Raw genomic sequence first — 14810 nt, forward strand, 5'->3', positions numbered from 1 at the left:
AGGGGGCGATTTTATCATAATTTAATGAAACAACTCCTCTTTTTCTTTCCGGTACTTGATATTTCGCGGGTGATGCTCAATAATCTCACTACGAAGCATGTTGCGGTCAATGTGTGTATAGATTTCCGTTGTCGCAATAGATTCATGTCCGAGCATGCATTGAATGGCTCGCAAATTGGCTCCACCTTCCAGTAAATGAGTGGCGAAGGAATGCCGGAAAGTGTGCGGACTGATGTTTTTGGTAATGCCTGCTTTTTCCGCTAATTCTTTTATCATGTGAAAGATCATAATCCGGGAAAGGCCTTTGCCTCTCCGTTGGCTGACGAAAACGAAATCCTCATGCCCTTTTTTTACTTCAATTTGGTTACGGTCTGGTATGTAAAGTTTTATTTCATTAATAGCCCGGGGGGAGATTGGTACGAGTCGTTGTTTGCTTCCTTTTCCTTCTACTTTGATAAAGCCTTCATCAAAATAGAGGTCGGATAGTTTAAGGGTGATAAGTTCTGATACCCGAAGTCCGCAGCTGTATAGTGTTTCTAAAATAGCTCTGTTTCGCTGTCCTTCAGCTTTGCTGCGGTCGACGGCGGAGATAATCCGGTCAATTTCCTCCACAGTCAGTACTTCAGGAAGTTTGAAACCTATTTTAGGGCCTTCTAATAGTTCACTGGGGTCTGCTTCCAGATAGTTTTCGAGGATGAGAAAACGGAAAAATGATTTGATTCCTGATAAGATGCGGGCTTGTGAACGGGGATGAATACCGATGTCATGTAATCCGGCCGCAAAACGTTGAAGATCGGACAGGCATACGTCCAATACGTTAATCCCTTCCAATGTCAGAAAGCTCATCAGTTTGTCCAGATCCGTCAGATAGGCATCCAGCGTATTAAGAGATAAGGACTTTTCCAGTTTGAGATACTGCTGATACTTCCTGATTATCAGCTCTTGTTGTTCCTTCTTATGCTTTTTTTCGTTGATTTCCATTTCTTTTTTCTACCTTTGCACATTCTTTCAGATACAAAGGTATAAAAAAACAGGATTGCGCGATGAAGATACAAATTATTAATGGCCCGAATATTAATCTGTTGGGTAAGCGTGAACCTTCCATTTACGGAAGCGTTACATTTGAAGATTACTTGGCTGATCTTCGCAAAAGATACGTTGACGTGGAGATCGACTATTTTCAATCGAACATCGAGGGAGAAATGATAGACTGCATACAGCAGGTGGGATTTGATGTGGATGGTATAATCTTGAATGCAGGTGCGTATACACATACTTCCATAGCTTTGCAGGATGCTATTCGTTCTGTGACATCTCCGGTGATTGAGGTGCATATTTCCAATGTGCATAGTCGCGAGTCTTTCCGGCACGTATCGATGATTGCTTGTGCTTGTAAAGGAGTGATTTGTGGCTTTGGGCTAAATTCGTACCGTTTGGCTTTGGAGGCTTTATTGGATAGATAATAAATAAGGTAATAATATATAATAGGTAGAAAGACTATGTTATTGAAACAGACTAAGATTGTGGCTTCCATCTCGGATAGACGTTGTGATGTGGATTTTATAAAACAGTTGTTTGAAGCTGGGATGAATGTAGTGCGTATGAATACAGCGCATGCTAGCCGTGAAGGTTTTGAAGCTTTGATTGCAAATGTACGTGCTGTGTCCAACCGTATTGCGATTTTGATGGATACAAAAGGTCCGGAAGTTCGTACGACGGCTAATGCAGAGCCGATTCCATATAAAATAGGAGAGAAAGTAAAGATTGTAGGTAATCCGGATTTGGAAACAACTCGTGAATGTATTGCTGTTTCATATCCGAACTTTGTGTCTGACCTGAATATCGGTGGTACGATTCTGATTGATGATGGCGATCTGGAACTGGAAGTTATTGATAAGACGGATGGTTATTTGCTGTGTGAAGTTAAGAACGATGCTACTTTGGGAAGCCGTAAAAGCGTAAATGTCCCGGGTGTTCGCATCAATCTTCCTTCATTAACGGAAAAAGACCGTAACAATATTCTTTATGCTATCGAAAAGGATATTGATTTTATCGCTCACTCTTTCGTGCGCAACCGTCAGGATGTACTTGACATACGTGAAATTCTGGATGCACATAATAGTGATATTAAGATTATTGCTAAGATTGAGAATCAGGAAGGGGTGGATAATATCGATGAAATTCTGGAAGTGGCAGATGGCGTAATGGTTGCCCGTGGTGACTTGGGTATCGAAGTGCCTCAAGAACGTATTCCGGGAATCCAGCGTGTATTGATTCGCAAGTGTATTCTGGCAAAGAAGCCGGTAATCGTTGCTACTCAAATGCTCCATACAATGATAAATAATCCTCGTCCGACTCGTGCGGAAGTGACTGATATTGCCAATGCAATCTACTATCGTACAGATGCTTTGATGTTGAGCGGAGAAACCGCTTATGGTAAGTATCCGGTAGAAGCGGTGAAAACAATGACTAAAGTTGCGGCTCAGGCAGAAAAAGATAAACTGGAAGAAAATGATATCCGTATTCCGTTAGATGAGAATAGTAATGATGTTACGGCGTTCCTTGCTAAACAAGCAGTAAAAGCTACTTCTAAGCTAAAAATACGTGCTATTATCACTGATAGTTATAGCGGACGCACTGCTCGTAACCTGGCTGCTTTCCGTGGAAAGTATCCAGTGCTGGCTATCTGCTATAAAGAAAAGACAATGCGTCATTTGGCTTTGTCTTATGGTGTGGAAGCTATCTATATGCCGGAATTGGCTAACGGACAGCAATATTACTTTGCGGCATTGCGCCGTCTGTTGAAAGAAGGCCGTTTGCAGCCTTCCGATATGGTAGGATATTTGAGTAGTGGTAAGGCAGGAACAAAGACCTCATTCCTCGAAATTAATGTAGTGGAAGATGCTTTGAAGCATGCAGAGGAGACTGTATTACCTAACAACAACCGTTATCTTTAATTTTTAAAGAGGTAAGTTTTATGCAGGAAACCGAATCGATAGACGAATATATTTTGCAGCATATTGATCCCGAGAGCGATTACTTGAAATCGCTCTATCGGGATACGCATGTAAAGCTCCTTCGTCCTCGTATGGCTTCCGGGCATTTGCAGGGACGGATGCTGAAGATGTTTGTAGAAATGATTCAGCCTCGTCAGATATTGGAAATCGGAACGTATAGCGGCTATTCTGCCCTTTGTTTGGCGGAAGGTCTGCCGGAAGGTGGACTGTTGCATACGTTTGAGATCAATGATGAACAAGAGGACTTTACCCGTCCATGGTTGGAGAAATCACCGTTTGCCGATAAAATTCGTTTTTATATAGGTGATGCTTTAGAACTTGTTCCGCGTTTAGGTGTTACTTTTGATATGGCTTTTATTGATGGCGATAAACGTAAGTATATTGAATACTACGAGATGACATTGGCGTATCTTTCCGAAGGCGGATATATCATTGCTGATAATACTTTGTGGGACGGACATGTGCTTGAACAGCCTCGTAATACGGACGCTCAAACAATTGGTATTAAAGCCTTTAATGATTTGGTAGCACAAGATGTGCGAGTGGAAAAAGTAATACTTCCTTTGCGTGACGGATTAACGATCATAAGGAAGAAAATAGTAAGTAGTAAATCGTAAAACAGTAAATAACTTATGGAAACAACCAGACAGAATAAGATATCTCGCCTGTTGCAGAAAGAGCTAAGTGAGATATTCCTGCTTCAAACAAAGTCCATGCCGGGTACATTGGTCTCTGTTAGCGCAGTTCGCATTAGTCCTGATATGAGTATTGCCCGTGTCTACCTCAGTGTTTTCCCTTCAGAGAAAGCAGAAGAGATGGTGAAGAATATCAATAACAATATGAAATCCATTCGTTATGAGCTTGGGACTCGTGTACGTCACCAGCTACGTATCATTCCTGAACTGAAATTCTTCGTGGATGATTCATTGGATTATATTGAGAAAATAGATTCATTGCTGAAGTGAAATAACTCATTGCAGAGGTGAACTTCCCTTTTTATATAGCCAGGCGTTATCTTTTTTCAAAGAAAAAGCATAATGCTATTAATATCATATCCGGCATTTCCGTATGTGGGGTGGCTCTTGCTACGCTTGCTTTGGTTTGCACTCTTTCTGTTTTTAATGGTTTTCAGGATATGGTGGCCAGCTTTTTTACGGCTTTTGATCCGCAGTTGAAAATTACGGTCCGTGAAGGAAAGGTTTTTGATGCACAAGATGAACGGATTCGTGCCGTTTGTGCGCTTCCTGAAGTGGAGGTGTTTACAGAGACGCTCGAAGAGAATGCAATGGTGCAATACAAGGACCGTCAGGCTATGGTTGTACTAAAAGGGGTGGAAGATAATTTTGAAGAGTTGACGGCCATAGACAGCATACTTTATGGCGCGGGAGAATTCGTTCTTCATGATTCGATCGTGAATTATGGCGTCATGGGAGTGGAATTGGTTGCGACCTTGGGAACTGGTTTGGAGTTTGTCGATCCTCTTCAGGTATATCTTCCCAAGCGAAATGTCAAAGTGAACATGGCAAATCCCGGCGCTTCTTTTAACCGTGATTATCTGTATTCTCCAGGTGTCGTATTTGTGGTGAATCAGCAAGAATATGATGGAAAATATATTCTGACTTCTCTCGATTTTCTTCGTCAGCTTCTGGATTATACAACAGAAGTCTCTGCGATGGAATTGAAATTGAAACCTAATGTAAATACTTCATCGGTACAATCTAAAATAGAAAACATACTAGGTGATGATTTTGTTGTTCAGAATCGTTATCAGCAACAGGCAGATGTTTTCCGTATTATGGAGATAGAGAAACTAATCTCTTATTTGTTCCTCACTTTTATTTTAATGATAGCCTGTTTTAATGTGATAGGCTCTCTTTCTATGTTGATCTTGGATAAGAAGGATGATGTAGTAACTTTGCGGAGTCTTGGAGCTAGTGATAAACTCATCTCCCGAATATTCCTCTTTGAAGGACGTCTCATTTCTCTTTTTGGCGCTATCTCCGGTATTGCCCTGGGCTTAATCCTATGTTTTATCCAACAGAAATTTGGTATAATTTCATTGGGAGGCGGTGGTGGTACTTTTGTTGTAGACGCCTATCCTGTCAGCGTTCATGCTTGGGATGTGGTACTTATTTTTATCACCGTTTTGGCAGTCGGATTCCTTTCTGTGTGGTATCCTGTACGTTATTTAAGTAAGAGGCTTTTATAAATCAATATTTGGGTCTTTCAAAAGTCCCGATGCTTTCTGATTGCTAAAAGCATCACTTTAAGTGACCATACAGGAAATGTTGAGAACATACCCTTCACTCTTCACCTTTTCTTCGAAATCCTTTATTCATCAGCGATAGCGGGTGAAGGGGCACTCCTTCACCTCGTATTTAATTAGAAAAATGAATTGTACCGGATGCAAATGCATGAATGATGATTGAGTCATTCTTTTATGTAATTTAGTAATAGCTTACATGTAGTCTATTACTGGATAAGTTGCTTTTGCTCCTATGCAAACTTCTTTTGGTCTAGGAGTAAAGTTGTTTTTCAATGGATGCAAACTATAAATGCAAGTTTTGTTTTTATAAATGAAACTTGCGTTTATAAAAACAAAGCTTGCATTTATATGATCAGAATTTGCGTTTATAGTTTCCGTACTATCGGAAATAACTTTACTATTAGACGAAAGTAACTTTACTCCTAATGAAACAGAACTTATCTATTAATAGATTGGAGATGAAGTAGTGGGTTACAATGACTAGTCAACTAAATTGAAAAAGAACCACTAGAGTAAGGACGATACAGCATTCAGAGAGAAAAATTCGGTGAAAAGAAGAGCCTTCACCCGCTACCATCGATGAATAAAGGGTTTCGACGAAAAGGTGAAAGGTGAACCCCATGTTTGAAAACTTATTGCGTGAGGCGTAAAAGAATCTGTCTCTGATGGCACGTCCTACCAAGTTACTTTTTAATCTTTCGTAATTGATAACTTTTAATTCGTTTTTGTGGTTTTTTATTTTTATAATTGCTAATATACTACTATATTTGGCACAATTTTGTTAATTAGAAATAATCTGTAAAACACTTCCGTGAAACCTGAAAGTAATGACATAGACAGAATTATAAACAGTGATGAAGCGGCTTTTTGCCGTTTTATGGAACGTTATTCTTCACGTCTATATCATTATGTTTTTGCTTTGATTGGTCAAAAGGAACCGGCTGAAGAGGTTGTAAGTGATGTTTTCTATGAGGTTTGGAAAAACAGAAAAACCTTGGGTGGTATAGAAAATATGAATGCCTGGATACAGACGATTACTTATCGGAAAGCTATTTCTTATTTGAGGAAGGAAACGGGAAAAACTGAATTATCGCTTGACGGTATAGGGGATTTTATATTTGCTCCTATCCAGTCACCTGACGAGGCGATGATTAGTAAAGAGGAGATGGAGAAAATAAACAATGCTATCCAACAGCTACCACCTAAATGTAAACATGTCTTTTTCTTGGCGAAGATAGAAGGGTTACCTTATAAAGAGATTGCAGACATATTAAATATATCTGTGAAGACTATCAATAATCATATTGCTTTTGCTTTAGAAGAAATTGCTAAAAATCTGAATCTGGTTTTGCGTAAGAAATGATAGAAGGTATACTGTTAATTGTCTGTATTTTAATGGCTTAATTGTTTAAAAGAGCTTCTTGCTATTTTTACTTTTCGAGAAAAATAAAAAAAGTTCATTTTTAACTAGGAGATTTTTTTTAATGTTGCGTCTTTATTTATAAAACAACATTAAAGAAGATTATGGACTTAAAAGGATACCATTGCCTTGCTGATTTATTTGGTAAACTGAATTCTCAAGAAAAGCTTGAGGATGATTTTACTACTATACCTGAAGGCGGGAAACTGAAATTCTTTTGGGAAAAATGCGGGCATGAAAAGATTGATGCTTCTTCTATAATAGAGCGAACCAAACAAAAGATCCGGAGAGATGTAATGAGGCGTCGAAGAAATTATTTCTTAGTAGCTTCTGCTTCTGTCGCAGCTTCTATTTTAATTTGTATTTCAACCATCCACTTCTTAACTCATAGTGAAAACACTAATTTAGATTTTCAGGCTATTGCCGAACAGATGGACAGCCAGTCTGTTGAAGAAGTGACTCTTATCACTGCTAAAGAACAGCTCAATTTGGATGAGGATGCTTTTGTTACCTATTCAAAAGAAGGAAAGGTTACTGTTAATTCTAAAGTAATAAGAGAAAAAGAGGAAAAGAAAGTAAAGGCCGAACCGGAATATAACCAGTTACTTGTTCCTGCAGGGAAAAGAGTGCGGGTTGAACTGTCTGACGGAACCCGATTGGTTGTCAACTCTCAATCAAAAGTGATTTATCCTTGTCGTTTTAATGGAGATATTCGTAAAATATATGCCCAGGGAGAGGTGTTTCTGGAAGTTGCTCATGATAAGCAACACCCTTTCATTGTAGAATCTGAAGATTTCAAATTACGGGTATTAGGTACGAAGTTTAATATTTCAAACTACAAGGGGGGGGCAACTAATATTGTATTGGTGGAAGGTTCTGTTGAGGTGACCGATAGGAATGAGAGAAAAGCGCAACTGGTACCTAGTGATTTGCTGAATATAGCCAATGGCGCAATTGCCTATCAGAAGCAAGTGGACGTAGCCGAATATATTAGCTGGGTGGATGGTGTCATGTTGTTAAATGGTAATGATTTATCTCATATCATTCAGAAGTTGAGTATTTATTATGGCATTCCTATTCAATGCGATCCGATGGTAGGTAAAGAAAAGGTTTATGGAAAACTGGATTTGAAAGATGATATTGATGAGGTGATTGAATGTATCCGGCAGACAATCCCTATTGAAGTAGAAAAAAGTGATACTAGTATATACTTGAGTAAATAATGACAATTTAATTAATCTTATAAAACCAATATAGCCTATGAGAAACAGATAATACTATTCATGATACACAAAAAAATCGGATAAATATTGGCGTATTTACCCGATATTAATTCCTTCGTTAAATCAATAAATCCAAAATTGTTAACCTAAAAAGAAATTTTTATGGTAAAGAAAAGTATTTTTTTACACTTAAAGAAAAGACTTAAGCTTTTTTGCATTATAAACGTCTTTTTTATGATTCCATTTTCTTCATTCGGTGCTAATTCTATTAGTTGGAATTCCGAAGAAGATCTATTCTCAGTACAGTATGAGAATGCTACAGTTAAAGATATCTTAGATTATATCGAGAAACATAGTAAGTACATATTTATTTATTCAGAGAATGTGAAAAAGAATCTGAATAACAAAGTCTCCATTTCAGTTTCCAATAAGAAAATAGATGCTGTATTAAATGAGCTGTTCTCAAAAACGGGGTTGAATTATAAAATGTCGGGAAGACAGATTACGATTTCAGTGCCGGAACAGGCTCCTGCGATAAAGCAAGTTCGAGGTTTTAAGATTGTGGGTAACGTTACCGATGAGAAGGGTGAACCTTTGATTGGTGTTTCAATCTTTATGAAAAAAGACTCTACGGTGAATGCGATAACAGATATGAATGGTGCATATAGCATTGCTGTGCCGGATAAATATGCTGAACTTTCCTTCCGCTATATCGGCTTTGTCCCGAAAGATGAAAAGGTCAATAATCGTAGAGTACTGAATGTGATAATGGTAGAAGATGTTGGTCAGTTAGATGAAGTTGTTGTTGTGGCTTATGGCGCACAAAAGAAAGAGTCTGTAGTGGGTTCTATCACAACTGTTGAACCGGCAAAATTGAATGTTTCTACTTCCCGTTCATTGAGTAACAATTTGGCTGGCACAGTGACAGGTGTGATTGGTGTGCAGCGTTCCGGAGAACCGGGATACGATAACTCTTCGTTTTGGATCCGTGGTATCAGTACCTTTCAGGATGTGGGTAAAGACCCATTGGTGCTGGTAGATGGTATTGAACGTAGCCTGAATAATATTGATGTAGAAGAAATCGAGTCGTTCTCCGTATTGAAAGATGCGGCTGCCAGTGCAGTGTATGGTGTACGTGGTGCGAATGGTGTGATTTTGATTAATACCAAGCGCGGACATGTGGGTAAGCCTCGGGTAGTGGTGAAATCGGAATTTGCGTTCACGCAACCGATAAAACTTCCCAGCTATATCGGGGCTGCCGATTATATGCAGTTGCTGGATGATGTATTGGATGATACCGGACAGTCTCCGATGTATGCCGACCGGATTGCCAAAACACGTGCGGGATATGACCCCGATTTGTATCCTGATGTAAACTGGATTGATGCTATTTCTAGAGACCATGCTGCCAACCAACGTATTACAGTAGATGTATCCGGTGGTTCGGAAAATTTGCGTTATTCGTTTGTGGCTGCGGTTTACAACGAACGTGGCATTCTTACACGCGACAAGAGCCTGGATTGGGATCCTACTATCAAATTGCAACGTTACAATGTACGTTCCAATGTTGACTTGAAACTCTCTCCCACCACTCAAGTTCGTTTTAATATCGGGGGATATCTTCAGGATCGTAACTCTTCACCTGAAAGTACGGACCAAATTTTCAGCCGTGCGTTCCGTTTCACTCCCTTCATGTTTCCCATCCGCTATTCATCCGGTGAGATTCCTGCTTGGCAGGAAGAGGGTAATCCTTGGGCAATGGCTACTCAGAGCGGTTTCGCCCGTTCCACTGCCAGTAAGATTGAGACGCTGTTTTCTCTGGAGCAAGACCTGAAATTTTTGACTCCCGGTTTGAAAATAAAAGGAACTTTCTCATTTGACCGTTATTCTACCGGCAAAGTGACTCGTTCCAAGAAAATAGAATATTGGAATGCCGCTAGCGGCAGAAACGAAGAGGGCGAATTGATTCTGGCCCAAAAACAACAAGGTGGTAACTTCTTGGGTACTTCCAAATCGGCAGAATATGGTGACAAGAGTATCTATATGGAAGCCAGCCTGAATTATGACCGTACCTTTGCTGACAAACATGCCGTATCTGCCATGCTACTCTTCAACCGTCGCCATTACGATAAGGGGGAATCGCTGCCTTACCGTAATCAGGGATTGGCCGGACGTGCTTCATATACCTACAGTGGAAAGTATGTAGCCGAATTCAATTTTGGGTACAACGGTACTGAAAACTTCGCCAAAGGAAAACGCTATGGTTTCTTTCCGTCGGCTGCTGTTGGCTGGATTGTTTCGGAAGAACCTTTCATGCAGCCTTTTCGCAACACGATTTCTAAATTGAAGTTGCGTGCTTCCTACGGACAGGTAGGTAATGCTAATCTGAAAGGACGTCGTTTCGCCTATATATCCACTATCCTTGATCAATGGAATGATGTGCCTGACTTATACCGTTGGGGGTTGGACGGAGATTATGGACGTAATAACATGGTAGAGGGCGACTTCGGTATTCCTGACTTGACTTGGGAAATTGTAAACAAAGCCAACGTTGGCTTGGAACTGGGTCTGTTCAATGGTATGGTAGACCTTCAGGTAGATTTTTTCGACGAACGCCGTAACAACATCCTTGTAGAGTTGAACTCTATTCCTGCTACCTCCGGTTTCTATAGGAACCCATGGGGCAACCGTGGTAAAGTGAAGAATCAGGGAGCGGAAGTAACGTTGAATGTCAACAAGCAAATCGGCAAAGATTTCTTTATCGGTCTGATGGGTAGCTTCACTTATGCCCATAATGAAATCATCGACAAAGATGAACCTTTGGGAACCATTGGAACAACTCGTGCTGAAACCGGTCATCCGGTAGGGCAGATTTTCGGCTATGTCCACGACCGTTTGTTTACAGAAGATGATTTTAAAGATGTGGAGAACGGAGTTTTGAAAGATGGTGTTCCGAAACAAACTTTTACAGCAAAAGTTCGCCCGGGTGATATCAAGTATGTGGATCTGGACAAGAACGGATTTATCGATACTTATGACCAAATGGCTATCGGAGGTACCGAGAATCCGGAGATAGTTTACGGATTCGGAGTGAATTTACGCTGGAAAGAGCTTGACTTTGGAGCAATGTTTCAGGGTATTGGACGTACTTGGCGTATCCTTTCTTCAAATATTATGCCGGCATCCAATAAAGGCTCCATGTATAATATCTTTGATAACTATCAAGACCGTTGGACGGTGGATAACCAAAGCCAGGATGTATTCTATCCGCGTGCCGATTACGGACCGAATGCCAATAATAGCCAGAAGTCTACCTGGTGGTTGCGCAATATGAGTTTCCTGCGTCTGAAAAATTTAGAATTAGGATACTCCTGTCCGAAGAAATGGTTGCAGGGGTTTGTGATTTCCAATGCCCGTGTTTTCGTGCGTGGAACGAACCTGCTAACCTTCTCCAAGTTCAATCTGTGGGATCCGGAGCTGGCAACCGGTGACGGTGCTAAATATCCGGCTATGAAATCAGTATCAGTAGGTTTTGACATTACTTTCTAAAATAAATATGATATGAAAAACAGAATTATTACATATATATTATTGGGCGTTTTGGGTGTATTGCCTTTAACTTCATGCTCTGATTATCTGGACAAAATGCCGGATGACCAGCTGACATTGGAGAATGTATTTTCCAACAGGGGCAATCTGGAACGTTGGCTTTCCTATCTCTATTCTGTAATGCCGGAGTTTTATATTTATGACGGTCCGGACGCCATTGGTGACGAACTTGCACCTTCTGTAGGGTGGGAGTCACAGGGATTTAAGGCGATTCAGTATCAGAATGGAAACTGGACGCCTATCAGTCCGGGAGTAGTGACTTATTGGGATAAGTATCCAAAGGCAATTCGTCAAGCATACACTTTGATTAAATATGCGCATCCTTTGTCCGATGTATCTGAAAAGGAGATTAATTATATGAAAGCGGAGTGTCGTTTTTTCATTGCTTACTACCACGCTATGATGGCGATGACGTACGGAGCAGTTCCTATTATTCGGGAAGCGGCTGTAGAACTATCGGGGGAATCTTTATTACTGAAACAAGAACCTTTTGATGTTGTTGTAGACTGGGCGGCTAACGAGTTGTTGGAAGCTTCCCGACAGTTACCCGCTTCTTATGACGAAGCCAATAAATACGGTCGTATCACTTCACTGATTTGTCTTGCTATGCGTGCCCGTTTGCTGACGTTTGCTGCCAGTGATTTGGTGAATCCTAGTCCTGGGAAAGATATGGATCCTGAAATGCAGGCTATGACTAATGTAGATGGAGTGAAAATCTTTAATTCCACTTTCAATGAAAATCATTGGAAACGGGCAAAAGACGCCAATAAACTGCTGATTGAAGAAGCCGAGAAAGCGGGACACGCTTTATATAAGGAATATTTGTCTGATGGAGTAACTATTGATCCGTTCCTTTCTTATCAGAACATGATGATGCTTCGTTATAAGGACGGCAATACGGAAATTATTTTCCCGCGTACTAAGGATAATGCAGGTTGGTTTGACGACCAAGCTCTTCCTCGTGGTGCTGGTGGGTCTGGTTCGCTAGGTGTTACTCAGTTGCTGGTGGACGATTTCTTTATGAAAGACGGTAAAATGCCTATCTTAGGATACAACAATAGTGGTGAAACACAAACAGCCATTGTTGATTTGGAGTCCGGATATAGTGAAACAGGTTATTCTACAGAAGATGATGTGCGTGCTACTAATTGGCATTATGCCGTAGCCGGTTCCAAAGCTAGTGGAGACCGTCATGTCGTTGCTCCAAAGAATACGTTCAATATGTATTGTAATCGTGAACCTCGTTTCTATATTTCGGTGGTCTACAACGAACAGTACCATTGGGGGAAAGGGAAAGCGACCAACTTCTTTTTTAATGGTGAAGATGGGCAGCCGTCGCACGATAACCCGTCAGCCGGTTACCTGATTCGGAAGCATGTTGATCCTACTTTCGTTCATTCAACGAATACCGGTAGCTATAAGTCGCGTCAAGGTATTCTTTATCGCCTTGCTGAAGCCTATCTGAGCTATGCAGAATCAGCACTCGAGTATAGTATTGCTAAAGGTACTTATGATGCCGACAAGACAGATATTGTGAAATACATTGATAAAATTCGTGAAAGAGCCGGCATTCCGCAATATGCAGCAGGAGAAAAAAAGCTCGGAATTCCTACCGACCCGGAAGAGATGCGTAAACTGATTCGTCGTGAGAGAAGAGTTGAGATGAACTGCGAAGGTGGTTTGCGCTGGTTCGACCTGCGTCGCTGGAAAGAGGCGGAGAATGTGCTGAATGGTAACTTCTATGGTATGAACATGCTGGCTGAAAAGGGGAATAGAGATGAGTTTTATAAACGTGTGCGTTATCAAACTCGTAAGTTCAAAAGTTATTGGTGGCCGATACCTCAGGATGAGATAGACAAGAATCCGAACTTGAAACAGATGCCGGGTTGGATGAATTGATTAACACTATAAAATCAATAAGAAATATGAGAAACAAACTATTTTATGCATATCTGCCATTGGTAGTACTGTTTATCCTTGGCGGATGTAAAGATGATAAAGAAGCTGATTTGACATGGCTCACCAACCCCGGTGAGAAGATGGAACTGACTGTTTCGGCTACCGATATAGAATTAGATAGGGACAGACCGAATGAAGTGGCGGTGAGTTTTGAGTGGACACCGGCTCGTGAGATGCCCGAAGACTATGCTATCTCTTATGTGACTAAAATAGATATTGAAGGACACGAGTTTGAAAGCTGTGTACGTGTTGATGAGGACTATGGAGTATTTAGTAAGAGTTATACCACTGAAGAGCTGCAAATGTTGCTGGTGGATAAGTGGGGACAGAACTACTCCAAAGTGGTGCCCGTGCAGTTTCGTGTCATTGCAAAATGGGAGGGTGGTCCCCGTTATGCTATGCCCGAAGTGCGTACTGTTACTGTAAATGTGCGTCCTTACCGTCCATTGGTATGGGAAGCCAATCGCATTGTTCTTTCCGGAACTTCTACCGACAATGATAAGCTGGTAATGAGCAAAACCATGGAGAATGAGTTCCAATATGCGTTTGTACAAGATTTAGTGCAGGGTGAGATGGGGATTGCTTTGGAAACAGAACAGGGTGAATCTTATATCCAACTGGCAGAAGGCGTTAACAACTGGGTAGACGGTGAAGAGGTAGATGTTGTATTGGGAGATGAGCCTGCGATGCTGAATTTGCCTAAAGACGGAGAATATCGTGTAATATTGAACACGGAAACCCGGAAACTGAAAATTTACTCACCGGATAAGAAGCTGGAACCATATAAGGCGCATTTTAAGGATAAACTTAATGGATGGCATGATGTAGATGTTACCAACCTTTGGGCATATGGCGACATTACCAAGTGGGGGAATGATCTGAAGGGCGGCGGCTTCAAGCCGAGTTTGGTCGATCCGCAACTGCTTGTCGGCAAGATTTCATGGACTTCCGCTTGGGGAGGCGGTTCGGATAAGAAAGAAAACGGTAAGTTTGTTCTTGATGTTCCGCATTTCGAAGGCGGTTATCCCGGTGGTCCCCATTTCTCATGGTGTCTTGTTCCTGTAATTCCTGACGATATACTTGCGCTGGACAAGAGTGATAGCCGATGGAAATACAAGCAAGAGTTGAAACTGAACACCTGGACACCTATCCATGCGGAAAGCGAAGCTCGTGAACAGTATCGTGAAGCTATGTTCACATGGTACATGAGACCGTTGCTCACCATCGTCGACTTAAGAAATATGCGGATATACATGAGCGAATATTAAAGTCATTTACTGAAGAGGGTGTGCCTGCCCTGTTTTTAGGGCGGCATA

The 14810-nt window shown here is 41.0% G+C and carries 11 protein-coding genes; 10 read left to right on the top strand and 1 reads right to left on the bottom strand.

Annotated elements, in window-relative coordinates; translation table 11 throughout:
• Window positions 1-21: 21 nt before the first annotated feature.
• Window positions 22-981, bottom strand: a complete 960-nt coding sequence (gene xerD / locus DXA54_RS03515) for a site-specific tyrosine recombinase XerD (RefSeq protein ID WP_008646540.1) — start codon at window positions 979-981, stop codon at window positions 22-24.
• A 62-nt stretch (window positions 982-1043) separates the two neighbouring features.
• Here xerD and aroQ point away from each other — a divergent pair, with 62 nt between their 5' ends.
• The 10 genes from aroQ to DXA54_RS03570 all read left to right on the top strand — a co-directional run bounded on the left by aroQ (window position 1044) and on the right by DXA54_RS03570 (window position 14762).
• Window positions 1044-1463, top strand: coding sequence for a type II 3-dehydroquinate dehydratase (gene aroQ, locus DXA54_RS03520; RefSeq protein WP_004311171.1), 420 nt, complete (start codon window positions 1044-1046; stop codon window positions 1461-1463).
• 36 nt (window positions 1464-1499) lie between these two features.
• Window positions 1500-2957, top strand: a complete 1458-nt coding sequence (gene pyk, locus DXA54_RS03525; protein ID WP_004311172.1) for a pyruvate kinase — start codon at window positions 1500-1502, stop codon at window positions 2955-2957.
• Window positions 2958-2977: 20 nt separating this feature from the next.
• A complete protein-coding gene (locus DXA54_RS03530; protein WP_004311173.1) occupies window positions 2978-3634 on the top strand; it encodes an O-methyltransferase in 657 nt (218 codons plus the stop codon).
• Between the two features lie 15 nt (window positions 3635-3649).
• On the top strand, window positions 3650-3982 hold the full coding sequence (gene rbfA / locus DXA54_RS03535) for a 30S ribosome-binding factor RbfA (RefSeq protein ID WP_004296522.1): 333 nt from the start codon (window positions 3650-3652) through the stop codon (window positions 3980-3982).
• Between the two features lie 17 nt (window positions 3983-3999).
• A complete protein-coding gene (locus DXA54_RS03540; RefSeq protein ID WP_004311174.1) occupies window positions 4000-5226 on the top strand; it encodes an FtsX-like permease family protein in 1227 nt (408 codons plus the stop codon).
• Window positions 5227-6094: 868 nt separating this feature from the next.
• On the top strand, window positions 6095-6646 hold the full coding sequence (locus tag DXA54_RS03550) for an RNA polymerase sigma factor (RefSeq protein ID WP_004311175.1): 552 nt from the start codon (window positions 6095-6097) through the stop codon (window positions 6644-6646).
• 161 nt (window positions 6647-6807) lie between these two features.
• The gene (locus tag DXA54_RS03555; RefSeq protein ID WP_008646537.1) at window positions 6808-7926 is read left to right on the top strand and encodes a FecR family protein; all 1119 of its coding nucleotides are present in this window, start codon (window positions 6808-6810) and stop codon (window positions 7924-7926) included.
• Window positions 7927-8088: 162 nt separating this feature from the next.
• Entirely contained in the window at window positions 8089-11475 is a 3387-nt protein-coding gene (locus DXA54_RS03560; RefSeq protein WP_032849369.1) for a TonB-dependent receptor, read from the top strand.
• A 12-nt stretch (window positions 11476-11487) separates the two neighbouring features.
• The gene (locus DXA54_RS03565; protein WP_008646535.1) at window positions 11488-13434 is read left to right on the top strand and encodes a RagB/SusD family nutrient uptake outer membrane protein; all 1947 of its coding nucleotides are present in this window, start codon (window positions 11488-11490) and stop codon (window positions 13432-13434) included.
• A 26-nt stretch (window positions 13435-13460) separates the two neighbouring features.
• The gene (locus tag DXA54_RS03570; protein ID WP_050428270.1) at window positions 13461-14762 is read left to right on the top strand and encodes a SusE domain-containing protein; all 1302 of its coding nucleotides are present in this window, start codon (window positions 13461-13463) and stop codon (window positions 14760-14762) included.
• The last annotated feature ends 48 nt before the right edge of the window (window positions 14763-14810 follow it).

Source organism: Bacteroides sp. OF03-11BH, assembly GCF_003604005.1.
Taxonomy (GTDB): Bacteria; Bacteroidota; Bacteroidia; order Bacteroidales; family Bacteroidaceae; genus Bacteroides; species Bacteroides ovatus.

Coding starts and splice junctions, on each gene's coding strand:
- xerD (WP_008646540.1), bottom strand. CDS start 981: ATGGAAATCAACGAAAAAAAGCATAAGAAGGAACAACAAGAGCTGATA.
- aroQ (WP_004311171.1), top strand. CDS start 1,044: ATGAAGATACAAATTATTAATGGCCCGAATATTAATCTGTTGGGTAAG.
- pyk (WP_004311172.1), top strand. CDS start 1,500: ATGTTATTGAAACAGACTAAGATTGTGGCTTCCATCTCGGATAGACGT.
- DXA54_RS03530 (WP_004311173.1), top strand. CDS start 2,978: ATGCAGGAAACCGAATCGATAGACGAATATATTTTGCAGCATATTGAT.
- rbfA (WP_004296522.1), top strand. CDS start 3,650: ATGGAAACAACCAGACAGAATAAGATATCTCGCCTGTTGCAGAAAGAG.
- DXA54_RS03555 (WP_008646537.1), top strand. CDS start 6,808: ATGGACTTAAAAGGATACCATTGCCTTGCTGATTTATTTGGTAAACTG.
- DXA54_RS03560 (WP_032849369.1), top strand. CDS start 8,089: ATGGTAAAGAAAAGTATTTTTTTACACTTAAAGAAAAGACTTAAGCTT.
- DXA54_RS03565 (WP_008646535.1), top strand. CDS start 11,488: ATGAAAAACAGAATTATTACATATATATTATTGGGCGTTTTGGGTGTA.
- DXA54_RS03570 (WP_050428270.1), top strand. CDS start 13,461: ATGAGAAACAAACTATTTTATGCATATCTGCCATTGGTAGTACTGTTT.